This window comes from Arthrobacter sp. DualSoilB13, from assembly GCF_055389195.1.
In genome coordinates this window covers 1,728,903-1,754,499 of the sequence record NZ_AP035865.1, presented here as the reverse complement: position 1 = coordinate 1,754,499, position 25,597 = coordinate 1,728,903, and the positions used below count along the sequence as shown (strand labels likewise).

The 25,597-nt window shown below is 62.7% G+C and carries 23 protein-coding genes; 7 read left to right on the top strand and 16 right to left on the bottom strand.

The features are described 5' to 3' along the window. Positions 1-12: 12 nt before the first annotated feature. From ACZ5J0_RS08100 to dxs, 3 genes are read right to left on the bottom strand one after another with little or no spacing between them, the layout of a single operon-like run. A complete protein-coding gene (locus ACZ5J0_RS08100; RefSeq protein ID WP_464094542.1) occupies positions 13-573 on the bottom strand; it encodes a hypothetical protein in 561 nt (186 codons plus the stop codon). Further along, positions 570-1,139 (bottom strand): DUF402 domain-containing protein, encoded by a 570-nt coding sequence (locus ACZ5J0_RS08095; protein WP_223942320.1) that lies wholly within the window; start codon positions 1,137-1,139, stop codon positions 570-572. The genes ACZ5J0_RS08100 and ACZ5J0_RS08095 overlap by 4 nt, the downstream gene beginning before the upstream one ends. Then, positions 1,136-3,109: a 1-deoxy-D-xylulose-5-phosphate synthase gene (gene dxs / locus ACZ5J0_RS08090; protein ID WP_142939464.1), complete on the bottom strand. Its 1,974-nt coding sequence runs from the start codon at positions 3,107-3,109 to the stop codon at positions 1,136-1,138. Before dxs ends, ACZ5J0_RS08095 begins: the two co-directional genes overlap by 4 nt. Positions 3,110-3,132: 23 nt before the next feature. Here dxs and ACZ5J0_RS08085 point away from each other — a divergent pair, with 23 nt between their 5' ends. Continuing rightward, positions 3,133-3,285, top strand: coding sequence for a hypothetical protein (locus ACZ5J0_RS08085; protein WP_464094541.1), 153 nt, complete (start codon positions 3,133-3,135; stop codon positions 3,283-3,285). Positions 3,286-3,309: 24 nt separating this feature from the next. On the opposite strand, the gene acnA is transcribed toward ACZ5J0_RS08085, so the two are convergent. The 3 genes from acnA to ACZ5J0_RS08070 all read right to left on the bottom strand — a co-directional run bounded on the left by acnA (position 3,310) and on the right by ACZ5J0_RS08070 (position 9,717). Next, positions 3,310-6,117 (bottom strand): aconitate hydratase AcnA, encoded by a 2,808-nt coding sequence (acnA, locus tag ACZ5J0_RS08080; RefSeq protein WP_142939465.1) that lies wholly within the window; start codon positions 6,115-6,117, stop codon positions 3,310-3,312. 243 nt (positions 6,118-6,360) lie between these two features. Further along, complete coding sequence (locus tag ACZ5J0_RS08075) at positions 6,361-7,743, bottom strand: class I SAM-dependent RNA methyltransferase (protein ID WP_464094540.1); 1,383 nt, start codon at positions 7,741-7,743, stop codon at positions 6,361-6,363. Beyond that, on the bottom strand, positions 7,744-9,717 hold the full coding sequence (locus ACZ5J0_RS08070; protein ID WP_166842776.1) for an APC family permease: 1,974 nt from the start codon (positions 9,715-9,717) through the stop codon (positions 7,744-7,746). Between the two features lie 114 nt (positions 9,718-9,831). Between ACZ5J0_RS08070 and ACZ5J0_RS08065 the strand changes: the two genes are divergently transcribed. Further along, positions 9,832-10,503 carry a potassium channel family protein gene (locus ACZ5J0_RS08065; RefSeq protein ID WP_142939468.1) on the top strand — a complete coding sequence of 224 codons (672 nt, stop codon included), beginning with the start codon at positions 9,832-9,834 and terminating at the stop codon, positions 10,501-10,503. Further along, a complete protein-coding gene (locus tag ACZ5J0_RS08060; protein WP_166842775.1) occupies positions 10,503-11,240 on the top strand; it encodes an NAD-binding protein in 738 nt (245 codons plus the stop codon). The genes ACZ5J0_RS08065 and ACZ5J0_RS08060 overlap by 1 nt, the downstream gene beginning before the upstream one ends. Here the strand turns inward: ACZ5J0_RS08060 and ACZ5J0_RS08055 are convergent. From ACZ5J0_RS08055 to dut, 4 genes are all read right to left on the bottom strand, one after another. Continuing rightward, the gene (locus tag ACZ5J0_RS08055; protein WP_142939470.1) at positions 11,207-12,007 is read right to left on the bottom strand and encodes a DUF3159 domain-containing protein; all 801 of its coding nucleotides are present in this window, start codon (positions 12,005-12,007) and stop codon (positions 11,207-11,209) included. The two genes, ACZ5J0_RS08060 and ACZ5J0_RS08055, sit on opposite strands and share 34 nt — an antisense overlap. Further along, positions 12,004-12,384 carry a hypothetical protein gene (locus ACZ5J0_RS08050; protein ID WP_208097145.1) on the bottom strand — a complete coding sequence of 127 codons (381 nt, stop codon included), beginning with the start codon at positions 12,382-12,384 and terminating at the stop codon, positions 12,004-12,006. Before ACZ5J0_RS08050 ends, ACZ5J0_RS08055 begins: the two co-directional genes overlap by 4 nt. Then, positions 12,377-13,135, bottom strand: a complete 759-nt coding sequence (locus ACZ5J0_RS08045) for a DUF3710 domain-containing protein (RefSeq protein ID WP_142939471.1) — start codon at positions 13,133-13,135, stop codon at positions 12,377-12,379. The genes ACZ5J0_RS08050 and ACZ5J0_RS08045 overlap by 8 nt, the downstream gene beginning before the upstream one ends. Before the next feature lie 116 nt (positions 13,136-13,251). Next, on the bottom strand, positions 13,252-13,791 hold the full coding sequence (gene dut / locus ACZ5J0_RS08040; RefSeq protein ID WP_464094539.1) for a dUTP diphosphatase: 540 nt from the start codon (positions 13,789-13,791) through the stop codon (positions 13,252-13,254). Positions 13,792-13,933: 142 nt separating this feature from the next. Here dut and ACZ5J0_RS08035 point away from each other — a divergent pair, with 142 nt between their 5' ends. Next, the gene (locus ACZ5J0_RS08035) at positions 13,934-14,431 is read left to right on the top strand and encodes a DUF3093 domain-containing protein (RefSeq protein ID WP_142939474.1); all 498 of its coding nucleotides are present in this window, start codon (positions 13,934-13,936) and stop codon (positions 14,429-14,431) included. Here the strand turns inward: ACZ5J0_RS08035 and ACZ5J0_RS08030 are convergent. Next, on the bottom strand, positions 14,428-14,727 hold the full coding sequence (locus tag ACZ5J0_RS08030) for a DUF4193 domain-containing protein (protein WP_024820531.1): 300 nt from the start codon (positions 14,725-14,727) through the stop codon (positions 14,428-14,430). The two genes, ACZ5J0_RS08035 and ACZ5J0_RS08030, sit on opposite strands and share 4 nt — an antisense overlap. Before the next feature lie 300 nt (positions 14,728-15,027). Here ACZ5J0_RS08030 and sepH point away from each other — a divergent pair, with 300 nt between their 5' ends. Then, positions 15,028-16,365 carry a septation protein SepH gene (gene sepH / locus ACZ5J0_RS08025; protein WP_223942312.1) on the top strand — a complete coding sequence of 446 codons (1,338 nt, stop codon included), beginning with the start codon at positions 15,028-15,030 and terminating at the stop codon, positions 16,363-16,365. A 69-nt stretch (positions 16,366-16,434) separates the two neighbouring features. Here sepH and ACZ5J0_RS08020 read toward each other — a convergent pair whose 3' ends face one another. Genes ACZ5J0_RS08020 through ACZ5J0_RS08005 form a run of 4 tightly spaced genes read right to left on the bottom strand, consistent with a single transcriptional unit; the run spans position 16,435 to position 21,882 of the window. Next, on the bottom strand, positions 16,435-17,193 hold the full coding sequence (locus ACZ5J0_RS08020; protein ID WP_142939476.1) for a thymidine kinase: 759 nt from the start codon (positions 17,191-17,193) through the stop codon (positions 16,435-16,437). Further along, positions 17,186-18,415, bottom strand: coding sequence for an alkaline phosphatase family protein (locus ACZ5J0_RS08015; protein ID WP_142939477.1), 1,230 nt, complete (start codon positions 18,413-18,415; stop codon positions 17,186-17,188). Before ACZ5J0_RS08015 ends, ACZ5J0_RS08020 begins: the two co-directional genes overlap by 8 nt. Beyond that, positions 18,412-19,137: a DUF5998 family protein gene (locus tag ACZ5J0_RS08010; RefSeq protein WP_142939478.1), complete on the bottom strand. Its 726-nt coding sequence runs from the start codon at positions 19,135-19,137 to the stop codon at positions 18,412-18,414. Before ACZ5J0_RS08010 ends, ACZ5J0_RS08015 begins: the two co-directional genes overlap by 4 nt. A gap of 57 nt (positions 19,138-19,194) precedes the next feature. Then, positions 19,195-21,882: a bifunctional acetate--CoA ligase family protein/GNAT family N-acetyltransferase gene (locus tag ACZ5J0_RS08005; protein WP_250820934.1), complete on the bottom strand. Its 2,688-nt coding sequence runs from the start codon at positions 21,880-21,882 to the stop codon at positions 19,195-19,197. Between the two features lie 55 nt (positions 21,883-21,937). Here ACZ5J0_RS08005 and ACZ5J0_RS08000 point away from each other — a divergent pair, with 55 nt between their 5' ends. Further along, entirely contained in the window at positions 21,938-24,454 is a 2,517-nt protein-coding gene (locus tag ACZ5J0_RS08000) for a DNA gyrase/topoisomerase IV subunit A (protein WP_142939480.1), read from the top strand. Between the two features lie 109 nt (positions 24,455-24,563). Here ACZ5J0_RS08000 and ACZ5J0_RS07995 read toward each other — a convergent pair whose 3' ends face one another. Continuing rightward, positions 24,564-24,947, bottom strand: coding sequence for a VOC family protein (locus ACZ5J0_RS07995; protein ID WP_142939481.1), 384 nt, complete (start codon positions 24,945-24,947; stop codon positions 24,564-24,566). A 128-nt stretch (positions 24,948-25,075) separates the two neighbouring features. Between ACZ5J0_RS07995 and ACZ5J0_RS07990 the strand changes: the two genes are divergently transcribed. Beyond that, positions 25,076-25,594, top strand: coding sequence for a DinB family protein (locus tag ACZ5J0_RS07990; RefSeq protein ID WP_166842766.1), 519 nt, complete (start codon positions 25,076-25,078; stop codon positions 25,592-25,594). The last annotated feature ends 3 nt before the right edge of the window (positions 25,595-25,597 follow it).

The following is a 25,597-nucleotide window of genomic DNA, read 5'->3' as shown; positions in this document are numbered from 1 at the left end:
TTGGGGTGCTACTTAGAGAGTAAAGCCCACACCCTGCTTGGGCGAGTGCTTCACACGGAATGCCGTGGGGTCACTGCGGGGAGCTGCCGCAACCGTGAGCTTGGTGAAGTCCAGGTCCTCACCACGGACGCAGATTTTGATGGCGTTCACGGCCTTGTTGACGTCCGGGCAAAGGCAGAAGATGTTCAGGTGGCCGTTGCCGATTTCCGAACGGTCCACTACTCCCAGCCCGCGCCACGCCAATTCACCGGTGAGGGCAGCTTTGGCTTTACGCTCAAGGTGACGGTCGCGTTCAGTGCCGTCCTTTGACTTCAACGCAATCTGGGCAACTACCCAAAACTGTTCAGACTCAGGGATCTCGGCATAGCCGTCTTCCTCGCATTGCGCAGCAAAGGCAGCCATCAGGCCATCCACGGCAGATTCGTCGTCAACGTCTGCCTCGTCGGTCTTGCTCTGGTGACCCACTACACCGTGATTAACAACGAACTGCTGGTCTTCGTCGTCATACCAGGCCTCACGGAAGTGAAGTACTCCGTCGTCGTCGCGCTTGTACGCGCGGATAATGCCGCTCATGCTCGTCCTTTCCTGAACCACTCGGCGCTGGTGCTGGTGGCTCCGTTGACGTCGAAAGGCGCTTTCATGGTGTCCACTGCCTCAAAGAGCGCTGCGCATTCTGTGAGCATTGAGTCCACCGTCTGTTGCGGATAGCCCATGGCCATCCGATGATGCTCAAATTCGTCCTCATCGTCTACGAACACCCCATGCTTAGTGGAACGGATCACGTCCAGATCCATATCAATCATGTGAAATTCCCAAACGCCCGGCTTGATGGGATTCCAGTCATGACCGGTGGCCAGGTCAACATAGATCCTGAAGTCCCCCGGATAACTGTCGTCGTAGAAGGTTGCCACAAACTCGCCTGCCCGCGGGACCAGCAACAAGGCGTCCGATGCTGTGTAGAAAGCTGCTCCCGGGCGGGCACAGAACTCCCCTGCCCCCTGAAATATCCACCAACCGTGGATGTCTTCACCAAGGTAACGTCCAGGCACCACCCAGTGGGCCTTGCCGTCCCATTTCCTGTTCCTCGACACCACGAGGTCACCGGGCTGCACTGCGCCCGGCGCGCGCTCGTCCGTCACAGCGTTGGCAGGCTGCCGGTGGTGGGGTGCTCCTGGCCCGGGAGAGGCCTGGCGAAGGGGACCTTCGTCCCCAAAACCTGGGCTACGACGTCGTGCGTTATCTTCTGAGCCGTCAGGCCAACGCGCTCCAGGACCTGGCTGCGGGAGCCGTGCACCAGGAACTCCACCGGCAGGCCCACTTCGTTCAGCGCGGTGTCCACGCCAGCGGCGCGCATTTCCTGTCGGATACGGGACCCCACGCCACCTGCGCGGACGCCGTCTTCTATGCAGATCACCAGGCGGTGACGGGCAGCAAGGGCAATGATGGATTTACGGACGGGAAGGACCCACCGCGGATCCACCACCGTGGAACTGATGCCTTGGGCGCCCAGTCGGGAAGCAACATCCAGAGCGAGTTCGGACATAGCGCCGACGCTGACAATCAGGACATCGTTCTCGGTGGAGCCTTCCGGACGCCGTGCGAGGATGTCCACGCCGTCGTGAAGCCTGTCTATCGCTTCAATTTCGGAACCAACGCTGCCCTTCGAGAATCGGACCACCGTGGGGGCATCGTTGATGGCGACTGCTTCACGCAGTTCTTCGCGGAGCCTGGTGGCGTCACGGGGAGCCGCCAAATGGAGACCGGGCACGATCTGAACCATCGCCATGTCCCACATGCCGTGGTGGCTGGGGCCATCCGGGCCGGTCACGCCGGCACGGTCCAGGACGATGGTCACACCGGCTTTATGCAGTGCAACATCCATTAGGAGTTGGTCAAAGGCGCGATTCAGGAACGTGGCGTAAACCGCCACCACGGGGTGAAGCCCACCGAAGGCCATACCAGCGGCGGACGTCAGCGCGTGCTGCTCGGCAATACCGACATCGATCACCCGTTCGGGGTGGCGCTCAGCAAACTTGTGCAATCCCACGGGGATCAGCATGGCGCCGGTAATACCGACGATATCCGGGCGCTCATCCGCGATATCCGCGATCTCTTCAGCGAAAACGGAGGTCCAGGACCTTGCTCCCGGCATTTCCGTGGGCTCACCCGTTTCGGGGTCAATGATGCCTACCGCGTGGAACTGGTCTGCTTCATTGGCCAAAGCCGGCGCATAGCCGTGGCCCTTCTCCGTCATGGCATGCACAATGACGGGTCCACCGTAGGCCTTTGCGGTGTTGAGCGCATGTTCCATGGCTTGGAGGTTGTGTCCGTCAACCGGGCCGATGTACTTCATGCCAAGGTCCTCGAACATACCCTGCGGGGCCCACCAGTCCTTGATGCCCTTCTTCATGGCATGCAGGCTCTTATAAGTGAACTGACCCGCCGGGCCGCCGTCCTGGAGCTTCTTCTTCCACCAGTCCAGCATGCGCTCGTAAGCCGGCGTGGTGCGCAGGGAATCAATGGTGGGACGCAGCGAGGCAAGGTAATCGGCAAAACCGCCAACAGTGGGGGCATACGAGCGTCCGTTGTCATTGACCACGATCACCACGCGGCGCCGTTTGTCGGCGGCAATGTTGTTGATGGCTTCCCACGCCATGCCACCGGTCAGCGCGCCATCGCCAACGACGGCGACGACGAACCGGTCGCCTTCACCGGTCAGCTGGCGGGCACGCGAGATGCCGTCAGCCCAGGACAGTGAGGAAGATGCGTGTGAACTCTCCACGATGTCGTGCTCGGACTCGGCACGGTCAGGGTAGCCGGATAGCCCTCCCTGCTGGCGGAGCGTGGTGAAGTCCTGACGTCCTGTGAGCAGCTTGTGCACATAGGACTGGTGCCCCGTATCGAAGACGATGCTGTCCCGCGGTGACTCAAAGTTCCGGTGCACGGCGAGGGTGAGCTCTACGACGCCCAGATTGGGCCCGAGGTGTCCACCCGTCGCGGCTACGTTGGTGATCAGGAACGCCCTGATTTCGCCGGCCAGTTGTTCCAGCTCGGTGCCGGATAATGTGGCCAGGTCCCGTGGATCCTTGACGGTTTCCAAAAGTCCCAACGGCCCTCCTTAGGGTGAATGACGTGCTTGTTAACTCTAGCGCGTGCCCGGGCAAGCATGGTGCGCCTCGGCCTCAAGCCTTGGCATTGTTCTCCCGGTCCGGTCCCCTGACTGATGCCCGGGACGCCAACAGCCCCGGCTGGTCGGGCGACCAGCCGGGGCTGTCCGGCTACTGAATCAGCTGGGAACCAGCCGCTTCCTTATGCCGAGATCTGGCGCAGAACGTACTGCAGGATGCCGCCGTTGCGGTAGTAGTCCGCTTCACCCGGGGTATCGATGCGCAGAACGGCGTCGAAGGACTTGGCGGTACCGTCTTCAGCCGTGGCCGTGACCTTGAGCGTCTTCGGCGTGGTGCCGTTGTTGAGCTCGGTGACGCCTTCCACCGCGAAGGTTTCGGTGCCCGTCAGGCCCAGCGTTGCTGCCGACTCGCCGGCCGGGTACTGCAACGGAAGGACTCCCATGCCGATGAGGTTGGAGCGGTGGATGCGCTCGTAGCTCTCAGCGACGACGGCCTTGACGCCCAGAAGCGCCGTACCCTTGGCTGCCCAGTCACGGGACGAGCCGGAGCCGTATTCCTTGCCGGCCAGGACAACCAGGGGCGTTCCTGCTGCCTGGTAGTTCTGTGCTGCGTCGTAGACGTAAGCCTGGGGCGCACCTTCCTGGCTGAAGTCGCGGGTGAAGCCACCCTCAACGTTGTCCAGGAGCTGGTTCTTGATGCGGATGTTGGCAAATGTACCGCGAATCATGACTTCGTGGTTGCCACGGCGTGAGCCGTAGGAGTTGAAGTCCTTGCGCTCCACACCGTTGGCCAGAAGGTACTGGCCCGCAGGAGTGTCCGACTTGAAGGAACCGGCCGGGGAGATGTGGTCCGTGGTGACGGAATCGCCAAGCTTCAGGAGCACGCGGGCGCCCGAAATGTCCTTGACGGGATCCGGCTGGGCCTTCATGCCTTCGAAGTAAGGGGGCTTCCGCACGTAGGTGGAGTCCTCGGCCCAAGCGAAAGTGTCGCCTGCGGGCGTGTCCAGTGCCTTCCAGCGGTCGTCGCCGTCAAAGACGCCCTCGTAACCCTTGGCGAACATTGCCTCGTCAATGGAGGAGTCAATGACTTCCTGCACCTCAGTGGGGTTCGGCCAGATGTCCTTCAGGAAGACCTCGTTGCCCTCGGAGTCCGTGCCCAGGGCATCGGTTTCGAAGTCGAAGTCCATGCTGCCTGCCAGGGCGTAGGCGATGACCAGTGGCGGCGAGGCCAGGTAGTTCATCTTCACGTCCGGGTTGATGCGGCCTTCGAAGTTGCGGTTGCCGGAGAGGACGGCGGTGACGGAGAGGTCGTTGGCCTGGATTGCCTCGGAGATTTCCGGCTCAAGCGGGCCGGAGTTACCGATGCAGGTGGCGCAGCCATAGCCCACAATGTAGAAGCCGAGCTTCTCCAGGTAGGGGGTGAGGCCGGACTTCTCGTAGTAGTCAGTGACAACCTTTGAGCCCGGTGCCACAGAGGTCTTGACCCACGGCTTGGAGGTCAGGCCCTTGTCCACGGCGTTGCGTGCAAGGAGGGCCGCAGCCAGCATGACGGACGGGTTGGACGTGTTGGTGCAGGACGTGATCGAAGCGATCGACACTGCGCCGTGGTCCAGCTCGAACTCGCGGCCATCGGCGGTCTTGACCTTGACCGGCGACGACGGGCGGCCGTGGGCACCGTTGGCGGCAGAGTAAACGCGGTCCGTTTCCGTGGTGTGCGAATCGGCGTGCGTGAAGGACGGTGCATCCGAAGCCGGGAACGATTCGTCCAGGGACTCGTCAACGCTGCCGTCTTCAATGGCGACGTAGTTGTGGATGTCCTTGCGGAACTGCTCCTTGGCGTCCGTGAGCTCAATGCGGTCCTGGGGACGTTTGGGGCCGGAGATGGAAGGAACAACGGTGGACAGGTCCAGCTCCAGGAACTCGGAGAAGCGCAGTTCGCGGGAAGGATCGTGCCAGAGGCCCTGTTCCTTGCTGTAGGCCTCAACCAAGGCAACATTTGCTTCGGAGCGGCCGGTCAGGCGCAGGTAGTCCAGGGTGACGTCGTCGATCGGGAACATCGCAGCCGTGGAACCGAATTCCGGGCTCATGTTGCCGATGGTGGCGCGGTTGGCCAGCGGCACGGCGGCAACGCCTTCGCCGTAGAACTCAACGAACTTGCCAACAACGCCGTGCTTGCGCAGCATTTCGGTGATGGTCAGCACGACGTCGGTAGCGGTGGCGCCGGCGGGGATGCTGCCCTTGAGCTTGAAGCCCACAACGCGGGGAATCAGCATGGAGACGGGCTGGCCGAGCATTGCAGCTTCGGCTTCGATGCCGCCAACGCCCCAACCCAGGATGCCCAGGCCGTTGACCATGGTGGTGTGCGAGTCGGTGCCAACACAGGTGTCGGGGTAGGCGCGGACAACGCCGTCTACCTCGCGGGTCATGACCGTGCGTGCCAGGTATTCGATGTTGACCTGGTGGACGATGCCGGTTCCCGGGGGGACAACCTTGAAGTCGTCGAACGCGGTCTGGCCCCAGCGAAGGAACTGGTAGCGCTCACCGTTGCGCTGGTATTCGATCTCCATGTTGCGCTCCAGTGCGCCGGAGTTACCGAAGGCATCGATCTGGACGGAGTGGTCGATCACCATTTCTGCAGGCGCCAACGGGTTGACGCGCTTGGGGTCACCGCCGAGCTCCTTGACGGCTTCACGCATGGTAGCCAGGTCAACGACGCAGGGAACGCCGGTGAAGTCCTGCATGATGACGCGGGCGGGGGTGAACTGGATTTCCGTGTCGGGCTCCGCATTGGGATCCCAACCGGCCAGCGCGCGGACATGGTCAGCCGTTATATTGGCGCCATCCTCAGTCCGCAGGAGGTTTTCAAGCAATACCTTAAGGCTGAACGGAAGGCTGTCTGCGCCCTCTACGGAGTTCAACCGGAAAATTTCATAGTCGGTGCCGGCTACATTCAGTACGCCTTTGGAACCGAAGCTGTCCACAGTGCTCATGGCAGGACTCCTCTCGCAACAGTTTCATCTTTGTCGCGTGGTTGGCCGCTAGCCAGTTAGGCGCACCTTACTTAGCCGGGCGGCATCTCTCTTGGTCACCCCGGTCAGCGGCTTTGATTTCCGTTGACCGGGGCTACTACTGCCATCGTAATGGCATACTTCGGTGTTGCGTCACTGATCAGGTGCCTCCGGGGAAACAGGCAGTTTCACCAATGGCACCACGGAACGCGGACTGCGCCGCAGTTACGGTCCGGGGACGATCAATCCCACCGTTTCCAGGTGATGGGTGTTCGGGTAAAGATCGAAGGCCCGCAGCGACTCAAGCCGCCAGCCGCCTTGATGGAAGTAACCCAGATCACGCGCAAAGGATGCGGGATCGCATGACACATAGGCGATTGCGCGGGGTCCGGTGGCCATCAATTGCTTGACCACGGCCTTGCCCGCCCCTGCACGCGGTGGATCCAGCACCAGCGAGTCGAAGCTGCGGGCGCGTTGGTGCAGCACCTTCTCCACACGCCCCTGCACGATTTCCACCTGGGATTGACCATGCAGGTTTTTTCGGGCGTCACGGCTGGTGCCCGGCGCGCCTTCAACGGACAGTACCGAACCGGTCACTCCGACGGCGTCCGCCAAAGGTGCCGTAAACAGGCCGGCGCCGGCGTAGAGGTCGGCCACCGTCGCACCGGGCTGTAAGTACCCACCGCGGGAAAGATAGCCCGCTACAGCGTCCACCAGCGTGTCCGGGGCGTCCTTGTGGATCTGCCAGAAACCCTCACCGGTTACACGGTACTCATGGCCTGCTGCGGTTTCCTGCACCCAGGTCCTCCCCCGAAGCTGCAGGACTTCGCCCTTGCCGGGATCGAAACTGGCAACCGAGACATCGTGCGGCAGCTGCGAAAGGATGCTGTGCAATCTCTTGGGGCTGGTGGACTCTTCCGGGGCCAGCAGGATCAGGGGCCGCGAACCGTTGGCGGGCACGGCAACTTCCACACGGGCGATGCCGGACAGGTCAAGGTCCCACAGCTTCAGCTCATTGACGCCCGCAAGCGCCAACGGCATCTCCTTGATGGGAAGCACCACATCTGAACGGTGTGCGTGCATGCCCAACCGGCCTTTGGGAGTCACCGCGAAGCTGGCCCGCGTCCGCCAGCCGAGTCCGCCGTCGTGGTTTTCTCCCACGGCTTCCACCTCGGTGGCGAGGTCCAGGCCGGCAAGGCGCTTGAGCTGCTCCGCCAGCACTTCGGCTTTCAGTGCACGCTGGCGCTGCAAGGAAATGTGTCCAAGCTCCGCGCCGCCCACCGGCGGTGTCCCGCGGCTCCAGGAACTCAGTGAATCCGCCTGCTTCCAGAAGTGCGGAACGCGGTCGGGTGAGGCTTCAAGGACCTCGACGACGTCGGCACGCCAGAAGCGCGACGAGTCACCGGATTCGGTCAACCGGATCCGGACTTTCTCTCCCGGGATGCCGTGCCGGACGAAGATGACGCGGCCTTCGTGCCGGGCGACGAAGTGCCCTCCATGGGCGATGGGGCCGATGTCCACCACCAGTTCAGCACCGGGCGTGGCCTGGTCCGCGGAATGGTGGTCACCGGTGTGATGGTGTTGGGGGGAATTGCTGTGGGAGGTCATTTAGGTATCCTGCAAGGCCTTTGCTTCTTCGGACGATTTCAACTGCCACGGGACGCTGGCAACCATGACTCCAGGTTCAAAGTGGAGCCTCGTCTTGATTCTGAGTGCTGTTTGGTTATGGACGAGTTGCTCCCACCATTTGCCCACCACATATTCGGGGATGTACACCACGATCAGGTCCCGCGGTGAGTCCCGGCGCATGTTCTTGATGTAGTCCATGATGGGCGTCACGGTTTCACGGTAGGGACTGGCCAGGACGGTCAGGGGAACCGGAATTTCCAGCTTCTCCCAATCGCGGACGGTCTGGGCCGTTTCTTCGGCGCTGATGTCCACGGTCACGGCGTCCAGGCGCGAAGGCCTCGACGCCCGCGCATAGGCCAGTGCGCGAAGGACCGGCTTGCGGACATGTGAGACCAGGAGAACAGCGTGGACCCTGGTGGGCAATGCACGGGGCGAGGAGTCCTCATCCACCGCCAACTCCCTGGCCACGTTGTCATAGTGCGCGCGGATGCTCCACATAATGAGGAAGAGGACGAACATGGCGAGCAAGGCTATCCAGGCGCCTTGCTCGAACTTGGTGATGAGGACAATGACAAGGACCAGGGCCGTCATCCCGAAGCCCAGCATATTGATGGTCCGGGACTTGATGATGCGACGCCGGACAGCTTTGTCCCGCGCGAGTTTCAGTTCACGGCCCCAGTGCCTGATCATTCCCAGTTGACTTGCGGTGAAGGAGATGAAGACGCCCACAATGTAGAGCTGGATCAGCTTGGTGACATCGGCGTTGAAGGCGAGAATCAGGACCAGAGCCCCCGCTGCCAGCGCAAGGACACCATTACTGAAAGCAAGCCTGTCGCCTCGAGTACGCAGCTGCCTGGGCAGGTAGCCGTCCTGGGCCAGAATCGAACCCAGCACGGGGAAGCCGTTGAACGCCGTGTTGGAAGCAAACACCAGGATGACGCCGGTGGCAGCAACTACTACGTAGAAGAGGATGGAGCCGGAGCCGAAAATGGTGTCGGCTATCTGGCTGATGGCCGGAGTCTGGATGTAGCCCTCAGGCAGCGGCTTGCCGTCCACCAGGAACTCGCGGGCCGGGTCAAGGACAATGTGCACCTTGGTGGCGTTGGCCAAGTAGAGGATGCCTGCCAGCATGGAAGCGGCTATGACGCCCAGCAGGAGCAGGGTTGTTGCCGCATTCTTGCTCTTGGGCTTCTGGAAATTGGGCACCCCGTTGCTGATGGCTTCAACACCTGTCAGAGCAGCGGCTCCCGAGGAGAAGGCACGCAGAAGCAGGAAGGCTCCGGCCAGCCCCACCAGGCCCTCATCAAATCCAGGCTCGGGAACAATGGTGAAATTGGCCGAAGGCGCCTCTCCCAACGTGCCGGTGGCGGCCTGGAAGATGCCCACGGCGGTCATCCCAAGAATGGATGCCATGAAGATGTACGTCGGTACTGCGAACAGCGTCCCGGCCTCCTTGACACCGCGGAGGTTGACCAGCGCGAGGATGATCACGCCTACAGTGGCTATCAGCGCCTGCTGGCCATGCAGTGCCGGGATGGCCGTGGTGAGGTACGTCGCCGCCGAGGACATGGACACGGCAACCGTGAGCACGTAGTCCACCAGCAAGGCAGAAGCCACGGTCAACCCGGCATACTTGCCGAGGTTGACGTTGGCAATCTCATAGTCGCCGCCCCCGGAGGGATAGGCGTGGACGTTCTGACGATAGGAAGCCACAACTGTGAGCAACACCACCATGACCGCAAGGCCAACCAGCGGAGAGAAAGCCACGGCACTGACGCCGGCAAGGGCGAGCGTCAGCAGGATTTCGTCCGGGGCGTAAGCCACTGAGGACAGGGCATCCGAGGCGAAGATCGGCAAAGCGATGCGTTTGGGCAACAACGTGTGGGACAGGCGGTCATTCCTGACCGGCCGGCCCACCAACACCCGCTTGGCGGCATTCAGAATTGTCAGCACTCCGCAAAGCTACTCTGAATCCCCAGGGATGTCATGACGGTTGTCACCGGCATACCCCCGCTGCACCGGTAAAGTCATACCGAGCGGGACGGACTACACACATAAGGAGACACGGTGGCTCACTTCGTGATCATGGGTTGCGGCCGTGTTGGCGCAACCTTGGCACACACTTTGGAGGATGCCGGTCACTCCGTGGCCATCATCGACCAGGACGAGCGGGCCTTCCGCCGATTGCGCAACACTTTCACGGGGCGCAAGGTCACCGGTGTCGGCTTCGACCGTGACACCCTCAAGCAGGCCGGCGTCGAAGAGGCCTACGCCTTCGCCGCTGTCTCCAGCGGCGACAATTCAAACATCCTGGCCACGCGCGTTGCCCGTGAGACCTTCCATGTCTCCCATGTGGTGGCACGGATCTACGACCCCGGCCGCGCCGAAATCTACCAGCGGCTCGGTATCCCCACAGTGGCAGCCGTGCGCTGGAGTGCCGACCAGGTTCTCCGGCGGATACTTCCGGAGCAGCACCTGGCCGGCGACTACCGCGAACCTTCGGGCCGCTTGGTGCTGGCCGAAGTGGATCTGCACGAGGCATGGATCGGACACAGCATGGATTCCATCGAGTCCGCGGCCGGAATCCGCATCGCTTTCCTCACCAGGTTCGGCGAGGGCCTGTTGCCCCAGGCCGGGACCGCATATCAGGAAGGTGATACCGTCCACGCGATGGTGAGCCTTGACAGAACATCCGAGATCAGCCGAATTCTCGCCAAAGCACCCGCCAAGGAGTCTTAGTGAAAGTTGTCATTGTTGGCGCGGGCAGCGTCGGCTCGTCCATTGCACGTGAGCTCCTGGCTCACAAGCACCAGATTCTCCTGATTGATTTGAAGCCTGAAGTGATTGGGCGCAGCGGGCTGCGAGGGGCACGCTGGCTGGTGGGCGATGCCTGCGAACTCAGCACCCTGCAGGACGCGAAACTTGAGGATGCGGACGTGGTGGTTTCTGCCACCGGCGACGACAAAGTGAATCTGGTGGTGTCCTTGCTCGCCAAGACCGAGTTCGGAGTAGGCCGCACCGTGGGGCGCGTGAACAATCCCAAGAACGACTGGATGTTCAATGACTCCTGGGGGGTGGACGTTGCCGTCAACACACCGCAGCTTATGACAGCGTTGGTGGAAGAAGCGGTGGAAATCGGCGACATCGTGCGCCTGTTGACCCTCCAGACGGGCGTGGCCTCGATCGTGGAATTCACCGTTCCTCACGACTCCCACGTCATTGGCAGCACAGTGGGGGGCATTGAGTGGCCCGAAGACGCCACCCTGGTTGCCATCCTGCGTGATCAAGCACCCATTACGCCCACGCGTGATGATGTTCTGGACGGCGGTGACGAGCTCTTTTTCGTCACCACCATCGCAGCTGAGGACGGCTTGCGGGCTCTGTTGTCACCAGCGTCCGATGACGCCAAGGAACCCCGCGAGGGAACGTCAGAACCGGCAGATCAGTCCGCTGAGGACGACGGCTTCGACGGCTGAGGTGCCGGCTTGGTAACCAACCAGGCCACCCAAAGGCCCAGAATGTACAGCGGGGCGCCCATCAGAAGCCTGGTGGTAGCCAACGCTGTCAGTCCGGCTTCGCCCATGAAGTACAAGGGAACCTGAACCACCAAGCGCAGGGTCAGCACCGCAACCACAATCCACGTGCCCAAGGAGTAGGCCCGGAGCCGCTCCGGATCCTTGCGCCACTCCAGTCCTTCATTGCGCACGAAGCCGAAGAGAAGTCCGGCTACCGGCCACTTGAAGACGATGGACAGCACCATGGCCGCGATGTAAGCGATGTTGGTGAAGAAGCCGAGCACGTAGAAGTCCTCGGCCTTGCCTGTGGTGTTCGCCAGCCAGGCAGAAATGCCCACCCCCACCACTCCCGCCAATGCCTGCGTTAACGGACGGCGCTGGATCAAACGAACCACTGTGAAGACGGCGGCTGCAGCCAACGCTGCGATGAGGGCCGGAGTGAGGTCGCGCGTGACGGTAAAAGCCACAAGGAACACCAAACCCGGAAGGATGCTTTCGGCAATGCCCTGCACGCCGCCGGCGGACTTGAGCATATCCACGTGGCCGGCGCTGTTACGGTGGAGTCCGGCCTTCTGGGCATACCCTGCAGCGAGGTCGGACACAGTGGGCCCTTCCGCACCGGACTGTGGGGCGTCCGCCTGCGGTTCATCGTTTACGTGGGACGAAACGTTCTCGCCGGGCGTCTGACGCCCTGCGTCCTTCGGTTCGGAACCGTTGGCCACGGTCATAGGTGCTCCTGACGGGAAAGTATTTCGTAGCGGGGATTGAACATGGCCGGAAGGCCATCAACCTGGGTGACCATGCCCTTCAAGCGGAGTTCCACGCCGGCTTCAATGCCTGGAACCCGGGTCCTGCCCAGCCAAATCACACGGAGGCGCTCATAGGGCTTCCGGACTCCGCCGGCTCCCATGTTCGGCACACCTCCGCCGGGCCGCACGGAATCAACCACCACGGCAGAGAAGAATGGCTGCTCGCTGGGCGGCTGGTGCGTGACGGACTCAATGAAGCCCGTGCACACTGCGCGGCCCCGGACAGGGAGGTCACGTACTCCCTGCCCTTCGGGACCTTGGCCGGCAACCCCATAGCGGCCCGATGCATCAGCCAATCTGGGTGATCTCCGGCCCTCGCTCCGGTTGCCGCATGGCGGGGTCCGCGGGGGGAACCGCACCTTGGGGCGCGCCGGCCTGGCCCGGCACTGCAGCATCCTTGGGCAGGCGCAGCTGCAGCAGTTCGCGCGGTGGCATCGGGTTATCACCGCGGACCACAACAACCTTACGGAAGAGCTCTTCCAGTCCTGCTGCGGCATCACGTTCGAGGGCGGCCTGTCCGCCCAAGACACCGCGCAGGAACCATCGCGGCCCATCCACACCCATGAAACGGGCTGCCCGGAAACCTCTGCTGCCGTCTGCCGCTTCAGCGGGAAGTTTGGCTACCAGCTCCGTGCCGAAACTTCCGGAAACTTCTTCGGTTTCCCCGCCTTGGCTCGCTACGGACTGGGTGATCTGTTCACGGATCTCATCCCAAAGTCCCTCGGAACGCGGCGCAGCAAAGGCCTGAAGCTGCAAGCTGGAACCGTTGAGGTCCATGGTCACCGCAACCACGCGTTGCGTGGCTTCCTCGACCTCAAGCCGCAGCTGGAGACCCTCGGCTGGTGCGATCAGCAGTGCACCGAGGTCCACGTAGCCATCGCGGTTCTCGATTTCGTCGATGTCCAAGGGACCCTTGCCGAGCCGGAAATCTCCGGGGGTGCCGGACCCGCCTGGCTCGGAAGTTGATGCCCCGGTACCGGACTCCTCGACGGTGCCGGCGGTTTCCGGCTTCTCGTCCTTGGACTTTTTGCCGCGCCCAAAAAGCATTGGGTTTTCTCCTTAGTAGTGGTCTATCCCCAAGTAAACCGCAACCACGTTAAACCTCACTAAACCGCTCCAATGCGTCAGGCGTGGGAGGCCGGTAAACAAGGTTCAGTAGTTTCTCAGGCCTTCGGTGCGTTGAAGCCGCCCGTGGACCCGAAGCCGCCGGTTCCCCGAACGGAATCCGATAGTTGGTCAACAGCAATGAACTGCGCGTATTCGACGCGCTGAATCACCATTTGTGCAATTCTATCGCCGCGTTTGAGGTCAATGGCAGTGTTTTGGTCGGTGTTCAGGAGCGTGACAGCGATTTCGCCACGGTAGCCGGCGTCCACAGTACCGGGGGCATTGACCACCGTCAGTCCGTGCTTGGTGGCCAGTCCGGAGCGGGGATGGATCAGGGCGACGAATCCGTTCGGCAACGCAATGGAGACACCAGTTGGAACGAGTTTCCGCTCACCGGGGGCGAGATGCACATCTTCGCGGGCGCGGAGATCGGCACCCGCGTCTCCAGGGTGCGCATAAGAGGGAGCTTCCAAGCCGGCGTCGAGCATTTTCAACTGCACCTCCAAAGTGGGGGCGCCGTACGCTGCGGTGGTTTCGCTGCTGTCCGCAACTGCGGAAGCGGCGTCTGGACTGAATACTGCGGTCTCATTGCTCACAGTGGTTCATTCTACCGGGACCCGGTTCACCCGAGTCGTTCAGCCCGGCGGGCCTGGCTGGCGGGGCCGGGCAGGTGGGGCAGGCTGTGGCCATCCATGAAGGAGGGCGGAGCCCGGTGCCGATGCCCGATAAGCTGGATCCATGCCTACGCCTGACCAGTCCTCCCCCGTTCCTGCCCGGAACACCCCTTCGGCCTCCGAGGTCCTGTATACCGAGAAGCTATGGCCGTCCGTCTGGATCTGGATTGTGGTTGTTGGATTGTCCGGCGCGGGCGTTCTGATGTTTGGGCCCATCAGCGCCGCCACGGGCATCATCGCCGCTTTGGTCCTGCTGGCGATCATGACCATCATGTTGGTGCTTTCCACGCCCACCATCACGGTCACTGCCGACACCGTACGGGTTGGGCGGGCGAGCATAGACCGCGCATTCGTAGGTTCTGTCCAGGCGTTCAGAAAAGAGGAGGCCACTGCTGAACGTGGCCCGCGCCTGAACGGACTGGCTTATATGTGCTTCCGCGGCTGGATCGACGCCGTGGTCAAGATTGAGATCACCGACCCCGCAGACCGCACTCCTTACTGGCTGGCGTCCTCGCGTCGTCCGGATGAACTCGTTGCAGCATTGACCGCTTCCCGGAGCTAGCTCTCACACTCCTTGCAGTATTGGTGCCCGCCCCTTTCCGCGGCGATCTGGGACTTGTGCTTGACCAGGAAACAGTTGAAGCACGTAAATTCGTCAGGCTGCGGCGGCATGACCTGAATGAGGAGTTCTTCACCGGAGAGATCCGCCCCCGGCAACTCAAAGCCATCGGCGAGGTCGGTCTCGTCCACATCCACCGCCGAGGACTGCTTCCCCGACTGACGGGTCTTGAGTTCTTCCAGGGAATCCTCGCTGACATCTTCCTCGGTTTTTCGAGGGGCATCATAGTCCGTGGCCATGGTCCTTTTGTCCTCCATACCTGTTCCGGGTGGAATACCGGATCGCAGGAACTCCCTGCCACCGGATTAAGGGTTCAAACGCCGGAAGCCCCGGATTTGTGCCCGATCTCGGCCAGATTGTCCTCCCCCTGGCCCTCAATGTCCATAGGCCCTCTTTCTTGAGTGCCCGTTGGCCCACAGCCCTCCGGACGTAACCTGTTTTCTGCGGAATATCACGGCACGCCCTTTGTCCTAGTAGGAAAAGACCCCCGCGGGTGGCAGAGTTTCGAATGTCAGTTATGCCATGTGGTGGAGGGTGTTATGCAGGATCTACGACTGGTAGGCGTCCACGACGACGGCGGGCATCTGCTCTTGAGCGGGCCCGGTGGTGCGATGTTCCAGCTTCCGATCGACGAAGCCTTAAGGGCCGCGGCGAGCCGCACCCCTGCCCAGGTGGCCGCACGCGCGTCCAACACAGCTATTGCCATGTCGCCCCGCGACATCCAGGCCAGGATCCGCAGCGGTGCCACGGCTACCGAGGTGGCCGAGCTTTCCGGCCTCCCCCTTGCCAACGTCCAACGCTACGAGGGCCCTGTGCTTGCCGAGCGTGAGTACGTGGTGCGCCAGGCCCGCAATATCGAAGTCGCCTCCCCTGCTCCCGGACATGACATCTACCGCTCGGCGTTTGGCGACACCCCGGCCACTCTGGGCGACATGGTTGACTACAGGCTCTCGGCGCACGGTATTGATTCCTCTACGGTGGACTGGGATTCATGGCGACGTCCGGACGGCACCTGGACGGTGGTCGCACGCTTCGAAACTGTTCCCGGCGCTCACGGAAGCATCGGCGAGGAACCGCCGGCCATGTGGACCTTCAGCCCCCAACGCAAATCGCTGCAGAACGCCAACCGTTGGGCCCAGCAGCTCAGCGAACTTGAGCCCATGGACGGTCCGGTCCCCGCCCGGCGGCTTGCTGCCGTCTCGGACAGGCCGTTCGACTTCGAGACCGACGCCGAAACTGCGGCGCGTGCGTCCGCGAAGGAATCAGACAGCCTTTTGGAAATGCTCCGTTCACGGCGCGGCCAACGCCTGGGCGTGGACGAAGACGGCGACGACGCCTTGGCCGTACTGCTGAGCAACGTTCCCGCAGCCCACCCCCGGCCCGGTGAAGAAGTGGACCAGGCAGCCGCGGATACCAGCCTCGCAGACGCTGAGCCCCTGGCCACCGGCGTGGAAGAGCCCACCCGTAAAGACGGCCGCCCTTCGATGTTGTCCCGGCTCAGCCTTGCTCCGCGGCACGTCGAGTCCCACGACGACGATGACTCCCTCAAGCTCCACAATGGGGTCAGCACCGACACCCGTGAAATAACGGTGGTAGCCAGTCCGCTGCGGCCGGTGACGCCGCTGACGGGGCGGAAGCCCGCAGGGCTGGACGAACTTCTGGGTGGCGGCGGCACCCCGCAACCACACGCGGAAGACCAGTCCGCCGGCGCACCCTCTGCCCGGGACCTCCATCAGGACGTGGCGCCGCCGGAGGAACAGGTAGATGCGGAAGCGCGCAAGGACGTTGATGCACCTGCCGAACGGCAGCCGTCCCGCCCCAAGCGTTCCAGCATCCCGAGCTGGGACGAGATCGTCTTCGGGGCCCGCGGCGACTAGCTCCAGGAGCTGGTGGACACGCCGGTTGGTAGGAACCTTGCCAGGCTGTTTCCTGGCCGGTCGAATCGCTTAGCTCTGCCGAAGGGCCCCTGCGCCGGGCCAGAGGCAGGCATCAATGTCGAACGGCAGTGTCTGGTCCGCCCCGGCCATCACATTGGCGCCATGGGCCGTGACACGCCGCATGTAGTGGCGACGGCACAAAGTCTCGTACCCCACCACCTGTGCGGGCAGCGTCTCCATCGGTAGTGCCTCCTGGACGTGCACCGTCTCCGTATGCGCAGCGTCGCCACTGTTTTGCGGCGCGACGTCGCCCACCATCACCTGGTCACCCTCCACCACCATAATGCCGTCCACGGTGCGGGCGTTTTGCGTTGCACGGCGGCCGCACCAGCACAAAGCTTCAACCTGGAGTACCTGGACTTTGTCGGCCAGTTCAATGAGCCGCTGAGAGCCTGGGAACAAGCGGGTGCGGAAGTCTGAGGTGATGCCGAAAGCGAAGACATCCACGTCCATCTCATCTACAACCCTTGCCAGTTGCTCCACTTGGAGCGGCGAGTAGAACTGGGCCTCGTCACAGATGAGGTAGTCCACGCGGAGCCCGGTGGTTCGCCGGGCTACCACTTCGTCCCAGAAGTCGGTGCCGTCCACAACTTCCACGGCATCGGTTTGAAGGCCAAGCCTGCTGGAGATTGTTGAATCACCGGCGCGGTCGTTACAGCTGAACCGCACGCCTCCGCGTCCCCGCGCCCGGTGGTTGTGGTCCATTTGGAGGGCAAGCGTGGACTTGCCGCAGTCCATGGTGCCCGAGAAGAAGACCAGCTCAGCCACGTTTGCCCTTTCTACCTGCAGCTGTGAAGCACAGCAACGGTACTTCGCGTTCGGCTTTGGTCAGGGATCCGTGTTGCCCCACCACTTCCATCGAGGACGGGCGTGCCCTTCGCGTGTCGTAAAGGGCCAAGGTGTCCCGCGCCGCGATCATGACGTCGCCAATCCGGGGAGCGACCTCGGGCCGTACCGGGCCGAACAACCCTGCATTAACGGCCTGCTCCCGTGTAAAGGCCCAGATCCTTTCACCAAAGCGCGAACGCCAGGCCGCAATCAGGGATTCCCGATGGGCCGGGGTGGTGTCCGGTTCAAGGTAGAGATGCACCATGCGGGGTTCCCCGGCAGTATGGCGGACTCCGGCCACCAGGGCGTCGTCAGCGGAGTAGTCGATCCTCTGGGATTCAGGGACGTCCAGCATGCCGTGGTCACCGGTTACCAGGATGGTGGTGCCGGCTGGCAGGGTTGCTGAGAGCCTCTTGACGGTGGAGTCGAGTTCTTCGAGTTGGTGCTCCCAGCGGTCCGACTGGCAGCCGTAGCGGTGACCCGCCTTGTCCAGCTCGTTGGCGTAGAAGTACATCAGGGAACGGCCACCGCCGGACATTGCCTCGGCGGCCGCGGCGGTCCGGGCATGGAGCGTGGTGCCACCAACAAAGCGGCTGCCGCGGAGTGCTGCCTGGGTCATCGGGGAATTTCCGAACTGCGGCAGGCTGACGGTTACGACGTCCAGTTCTCCGGCCAGCCGTTCGAAGACCGTCGTGTGAGGCTGCCACTGTGCAGGATCCACGTTGGCATCCCAATTACCCAAGAGGTTGACTACTTTGTCCTGGGCGGGATCGAGGACGTCGTACCCCACCATGCCGTGCTGCCCTGCCGGTAAGCCGGTGCCGAGGCTCGCCAAGGACGCCGCCGTAGTGCTGGGGAAGGCGGCGTCGATCCACGTGGGGATGTTGCCTTGTCCCGCAGCCATAACCGTGCGAAGGAAAGGCGTGTGTGAGGACTTCTGCTTCAAGAGGTTGCGGCCGAGGCCATCGGCAAGGACCACGCAAACACGCTGCGCTGATGGCAGCTGTAAGTGGTTGGTAAATCCGGACACGCCCAGGGATGCGGCAGAGCTGGTGAGGACTTCTGCAATGGATTTGCTGCCGAAAAGCGGGGGCGATGGGAGGTCAACGGCCGGAGCGCCGATCATGGAGGTATTTACCGGGTTCTGTGCGGTTTCCTTCAACGCTGGTGTCCGCGGCTGAGGCGGTTGCTGAAGACGCCCGAGCGCGGCCTTGGTGCCGGGATGCCGGCATGTTGGGCCGGTGACGGGTTGCCCGTATTGACCGCACGCAGTGCACGGGCAAAGATCTTGGCGTCCTGAACTGCCTGGAGCCCGTCTGCCTCTGCGCTGATCCGCAGGACGATGTCTTCCTGGGCGATGGTTCCGCTGTAACCGTGATCGGCTTCGCACTGGGGATCCCCGCAACTTGCCGGCCCCATGTCCAGGCGTTGGCCGCCCGACCAGGCAATGGACAACGTCATTTCACGGACAGGATCAGAGGGCTTGTAGTCCTGGGGTTGGGCATACATGTAGCTGAGGACCACTGAGCGGATCTGTGCCACCGGCACCGACTCCGTGGAAACCTGGGCAACGATCTGCTCTCCGGCTTCATCCAGCTGCTGGTCGTCCACGTGGGTAATCACCAGCATGTCTTCGGTGAGAACCAGCACAGTGATGTGCCTACGGACCTCGGCCCGATCAAAATGGGTCTCCAGGTGGACCAAGTGGGAGAGGCACTCCCGGCCGTCCAGGGCGTCATCAACGACGTCGGCCACCAACCGCGGGTAGAAAGCTGCCTGCTGCAGCGCCTGGTCCAGGCTCTGTCCCTGCGAGCTGTGATGGTGGGCGGTGTGGGGCCCGGCATTGGACGGGCGGGATTGAGGCGTCGGAGACTGGGTGCTCATTCCCCCATTTTCACAGATCGCTTGGTGAGTACCTAACTGTGCGGCGCGCTCCTGTGGCTAACTCCGCATCGCGCGGCGGGCACTGTCAGTGCGCTGCGCTGCGTTGCCGATCCACACATCCGCCCCCAGGATGGTGGCCCCGGTGGGACCCGCCAGGACGGGGTTGAACTCCACCAGAGCGATCCCGGGGTGGTCGTCCTTGAGCTTGGCAAGCCGGGCCGCGATGTCCTCCAGTGCTGCCACATCAACGGCAGGGAGTCCTTGGTACCCAAAGAGCTTCCTGGACGCCCGGGGTGAACGGATGACGTCATGGAGGTCGGCAGCGGCCAGCGGCGGCACCCGATGCGCCCAGTCATCGAGCAGGTTGACGGCATCGCCGGCCAGCCCAAAGGACAATACCGGCCCCAGGAGGGGGTCTTCCATGGCTCGGAAGGTGCAGGCCTGCCCAACCGGCGCCATTGCCTGGACTTCGAGCGACGGCGATCCATAAGGCTCCAAGGCGCGGCGCATTTGGGCGACGTTCTGCCGCAGGGATTCGGCGTCCTGAATATCCAGTCGCACCCCGCCGAGATCCAGTCGGTGCCTCAGCGCGGGGTCGGTGGTTTTGAGGACCACCGGCCAACCCACAGTTTCCGCGGCCTGCACGGCCTCATCAGCGGTTCCAAATCCGAGCGTCGGCACCACATGGATTCCGTAGCCTGACAGCAGCGCCGCGGCAGCATCGGCGTCGAGCTTCCTGATCTTCTCGCCGGTAACACCGGCCAACATCGAGGTCAGCATGTCCTTGGTGCCGTCGACGTCGCAGTCCTCGGGCTCCACAAAGAGCCCTTGGTCCCGGTCGCGCCACTGCGCGTACCGCACGATCGCCGCAAGGGCGGCCACGGCGGCACCGGCATTGGAGTAGCACGGCAGCACGGGGGTACCTGCAGCGCCCACCATGCCCTCAACCTGCACGGAGGGATCCAGAATCCCGGTGAACGCCGCAACGACGGGTTTGCCGGCCTCGGCAGCACACTCGGCAAAAACGCCGGCGAGCGACTCCACGGTCAGCCCGCGCGCCGGGAGAAGTGCGGCCACCACAGCATGCACGGACTCGTCCGCGAGGCTTTCCTTGAGGCTGGCCCTCAATGCCGGAAGTGCCACAGACATTCCGGCATCGAGGTCGATGTCCGTCACCTGCTTGATCACCTCCAGCCCGTACGGCACGGCGGTATCGGCAACCACTTTGGCCAGCGCCACGGAATTGGAGTAGACGGCTACACCCGGTCCCTTGGGCAGCGCCTGCGAGGACGCTATTTGGGCGATATCCATGAGTTGTTCGATCGTCTCAACACGGATCACGCCAGCCTGGCGCATCATCGCGTCCACTGCCGCTGCCGGCGCCTGGGTGGTGCGGACCTCGTGCCCGGGAGGCAGGCTCAGGCCCGTGACGTCGGACTTGGCGACGATCACGGGTTTACTGCGCGACAACCTTCGGGCCAGTCGGGAGAACTTGCGGGGATTGCCGATGGACTCAAGATAGAGGCCAACGGCGGAAGTATCGGCGTCGTCTTCCCAATACTGCATGGCATCGTTGCCGGATACATCCGCGCGGTTTCCAGCCGACATGAACGAGGACAATCCGAGCCGGCGGCGGCTGGCAGCCGCGTAAACCGCCACACCCACGGCAGCGGACTGGCTGAACAAGCCCAGGCTGCCCCTGGGCGGCATGGTGGGGGCCATGGAAGCGTTCAGGGACACCGCCGGGTGCGTATTGAGGATGCCGAGGGACTCGGGCCCAATGACGCGCATCCCGTTTGCCCTGGCCCGCCGTACCAACTCATGTTGACGCGCGAGTCCCCGCTCGCCGTCGTCGGCAAATCCGGCCGTGGCCACCACGATCCCCTTGACGCCGGCGGCGGCGCAGTCGTCCACCACCTTGGGTACTTCTTCATAGGGAACAGCGATGATGGCCAGCTGCACCGGTCCCGGGATCTCGGACAACTTTCCGAAGGAGACCATTCCGGCGAGTTCGAACGCTTCCGGGTTGACGGCGTAGACCGGCCCCTTGAAGCCGCCTTCAATGATGTGTTCCAGAAGTTGGTAGCCCACGGTCCCCCACTTGCGGCTGGCACCGATGACGGCCACCGACGACGGCGACAAGAGGTCGCGCACGCTGCGCGCCTCCGCGCGGTGTTCGCGTGACTCCATGACGGCCCGCGATTTCTCCGTGGGATCGATATTGAATTCAACACTCACCACGCCGTCGTCGAATTGGCGTTTGACGTCATAGCCGGCGTCGGCGAAGACCATCAGCATCTTCCGGTTGTCCGGCAGGACTTCCGCCGTGAAGCGGCGAATGCCGTTTTCCCGAGCAGCAACGGCCAGGTGTTCCAGGAGGATGGACCCGATCCCGCGCCCTTGATGGGCGTCGGAAATGTTGAAGGCCACCTCGGCCTCTGTTGGATCGTCAAGACGGTCGTAGCGGCCGATCCCCATGATTTCGCCGCCGATGGTAATGACGAACGCGACGCGGTTGATGTGGTCCACTTCCGTGAAACGCCGGACTTCCTTACCGGAGAGCTTGGGTTTGAATGAGAAAAACCGCATATAGATGGATGCCTGCGACTGGCCGGCATGGAACGCCTGCAAAGCGTCCGCATCTTCAGGTCGTATTGGGCGAAGGTGGGCTGTCCCGCCGTCGCGCAGCACGACATCAGCTTCCCAATATTCCGGATAAATGCCGACGCCGGGCTGATCCACCATAGGCTTAGCCTAGCTAAAACATCCGCAGTACAACTTTCGAGGATTTACCGACCCCATGGCCCGCAGCCAAAAATCAGCACGCACAGCCGAACCCCTCGGCGATTTCACCGAGAACATCGTGGACATCGACGTCACGTCAGAGATGGAAGGCTCCTTCCTGGAGTACGCCTACTCGGTGATTTATTCGCGTGCTCTCCCGGACGCCCGCGACGGACTGAAGCCTGTTCAACGGCGCATCCTGTACATGATGTCCGACATGGGCCTCCGCCCGGATCGCGGACACGTCAAGAGCGCGCGCGTGGTGGGCGAAGTCATGGGCAAACTCCACCCGCACGGCGACACCGCGATCTATGACGCCATGGTGCGCATGGCGCAGGATTTTTCCCTCCGCCTTCCGCTGATTGATGGCCACGGCAACTTCGGATCGCTCGACGACGGACCGGCAGCACCGCGGTACACAGAGGCACGGTTGGCGGCAGCCGCCCTGACCATGACAGACCACTTGGACGAAGACGTAGTGGACTTCGTCCCCAACTACGACAACCAGCTGACGCAACCCGATGTCCTCCCTGCCGCTTTCCCCAACCTGCTGGTTAACGGCACCACTGGCATCGCAGTGGGCATGGCGACGAACATGCCTCCACACAACCTCGTTGAGGTAATTGCCGCTGCGCGTCACCTGATCGCCAGCCCCGACGCCACGTTGGATGACATTATGAGGTTCATCCCGGGGCCCGACCTTCCCACCGGTGGCCGGATCGTGGGCTTGGATGGAATTCGCGACGCCTACGCCACAGGTCGCGGATCCTTCAAGACCCGCGCCAAGGTGGAAGTGGAGCAGCTTTCGGCCCGACGCACCGGGCTGGTAGTGACCGAACTGCCCTACATGGTGGGTCCGGAGAAGGTGATCGAGAAGATCAAGGACGCCGTCAACGCCAAGAAGCTCACGGGCATCAGCGATGTGGTTGACCTCACGGACCGTAATCATGGCCTACGCCTGGTCATCGAACTGAAGAACGGCTTCAATCCCAACGCCGTGCTGCAGCAGCTGTACCGCTACTCGCCCATGGAAGATTCCTTCGGCATCAACAATGTCACCCTGGTGGACGGCCAGCCGCAGACGCTGGGCCTGCTGCAGTTGCTGCAGGTGTACGTCGAACACCGCCTCAATGTGGTGCGCCGCCGTACCTCCTTCCGCCTTGGCAAGAAGAAGGATCGTCTCCACCTGGTGGAGGGCTTGCTGATCGCAATCGTCGACATCGACGAAGTCATCCAGATCATTCGTTCCTCCGACGAAGCCTCAGCAGCGCGGGAACGCCTCATGTCCATCTACGACCTCACCGAGATCCAGGCCAATTACATCCTGGAACTGCGCCTGCGGCAGTTGACCAAATACTCACGTCTTGAACTGGAGAAGGAGCAGGACGAACTCCGCCGCGAGATCGAGGCACTGGAAGCCATCCTTGCCTCTGATGCGTTGCTCCGCGATCTCGTCTCCGGCGAGTTGGCCGTGATAGCGGACAAGTACGGCACACCCCGGCGCACTGTGCTCCTGGAGTCGGAAGCAGTCTCACCCACCGTTGCCGCAGCATTGGCAGCATCAGCACCCGGCCCCAAGGGCAAAGCCGCAGCCCTGCCCCTGGAAATCCCCGACGACCCCTGCTGGGCCTTACTCAGTGCCTCGGGCCAAATCGCCAGGACTTCCAACCAGGAACCGCTGGCCGAAGCGGGCCCCCGGACCAAGCATGATGTATTCCGCTCGGTGGTGAAGACCACCGCGCGGGGCGAAATCGGTGCGGTCACGTCCCAGGGACGCATGCTGCGGCTCCAAGTGATGGACATGCCCGTGTTGCCACCGATGTCAGGCCTGCCCAACCTGGCCGGTGGCGTACCGGCCAAGGACTTCATCACGTTGCTTAAGGGCGAAACCCTGGTGGCGTTTGTGCCTCTGGACGCCGTCCTGGCCATTGGCACGGTTCAGGGCGTCGTGAAGCGTGTTCAGCCGGATTATCCCCTGAACCGTGAAGACTGGGAGATCATCGCCCTGAAGGACAAAGACTCGGTCCTGGCGGTGGAACCGGCGCAGGAAGAGAACGTCGATCTGGTGTTCGTGACACGGCAGGGACAGTTGCTTCGATTCAGTGCATCGAACGTTCGCCCGCAGGGACGCACAGCCGGTGGCATGGCCGGCATCAAGCTGGCTGCCGGCGACGAAGTGATCCACTTCGGTACCGTTCGCGCGGACGATCCTGCCGCCGTCGTGGTGACTATTGCCGGAACCACCGGCGCCCTTCCCGGCACGGCCCCCGGAACCGCAAAGGTAACCGCTTTTGAGGAGTATCCCGCGAAAGGCCGGGCCACCGGCGGCGTCCGGGTCCACCGCTTCCTCAAGGGCGAAGACACCCTGCTTCTGGCCTGGGCCGGGCACGGTCCGGCCAAGGCTTCATCCGCCGCAGGCGTGGCCCGGGCACTCCCCCACGAGCATGGTCGCAGGGATGGATCCGGCGTCCCGCTGTCCCAGCCCGTGGAAGCAATCGGCCCGAGCATGGCATGGGCTGACGCAGCAGAATAACCGGAGGGACTCTCCGCCGGGCGCAACAAATCTGCCAGGCACATCAAAGGCCGGGGGTCATCAAACCCCCGGCCTTTGCGATGCCGTGGCGTTAGGGCCACCGCGTGGGCTAGCCGCTTTGGTTAAGGCTCAGTATGTTTCCCTCGCTGTCCAGGAACCAGGCCGCGGCGCTACCGTCGGGCATGGTGGCCACTCCGTCCTCGGTCTTTAAACCGGGGAAGTCGTAGTCCTCAAACACAACTCCCTTGCCCCGGAGCTCCTGCACGGCGGCTTTTAGGTCACTGACCATCCAGCCGATCTGGGTGTTCTTGGCAGTCCCTGCATTCGGTGTCTGATAGATGAAGAATCCCGTTCCGTCGCCGCATTTGTACTGAAGGTTGTCCTCATCATCCGGATTTTCGGGTTCCAGACCGAGTTTTTCGCTGTAATACGCGCGTGCCCGGGCTATGTCGTGTGCCGGTAGGACGGCACCAACCTGCTGATCCTTGAGCATTGCTTTCTCTTTCCGGCTCTCCCCCCGGAACGAACTTTACTCCCGGGAGAGTCCATCCGTAATCCAAAAATGACACCAACTTTCCCGGCCTGTTCGAAGGTGTTTGCCGGGCGGCTTAGACTAGCCGCATGCCGATCATCCCTGATGAAAAAGACTGGACCTGGGTGCTCTCTGAGCCCTGCCCCGAGTGCGGCTTCGACCCCGTAACGGTGACGCCTTCCACGGTGCCCGGCATCGTCCTGAACATGCTCCCGCGGTGGCGGGCCGTGCTGCGCAGGGAGGACGTGGCCACCCGCCCCAATGACCACACCTGGTCCAACCTTGAGTACGCATGCCACGTCCGCGACGTCTTCAGCCTGTTCGACCAGCGCCTGAACCTCATGCTCACAGAGGATGACGCCCGGTTCGCCAACTGGGACCAGGACCAGGCCGCGATAGATGGCGAGTACGGCTCGGCGGACCCACGGACGGTGGCCGATCAACTCGAAGCCGAGGGGAAGGAGATTGCGGAATCCTTCGCCAGAGTCACCGAGGATGACTGGCAGCGGACCGGAACGCGCAGCAATGGATCCTCATTTACCGTGCTGACGTTCTCCCAGTATTTCCTCCACGATGTTGTTCACCATCTTCATGATGTGGACGGCTAGGAA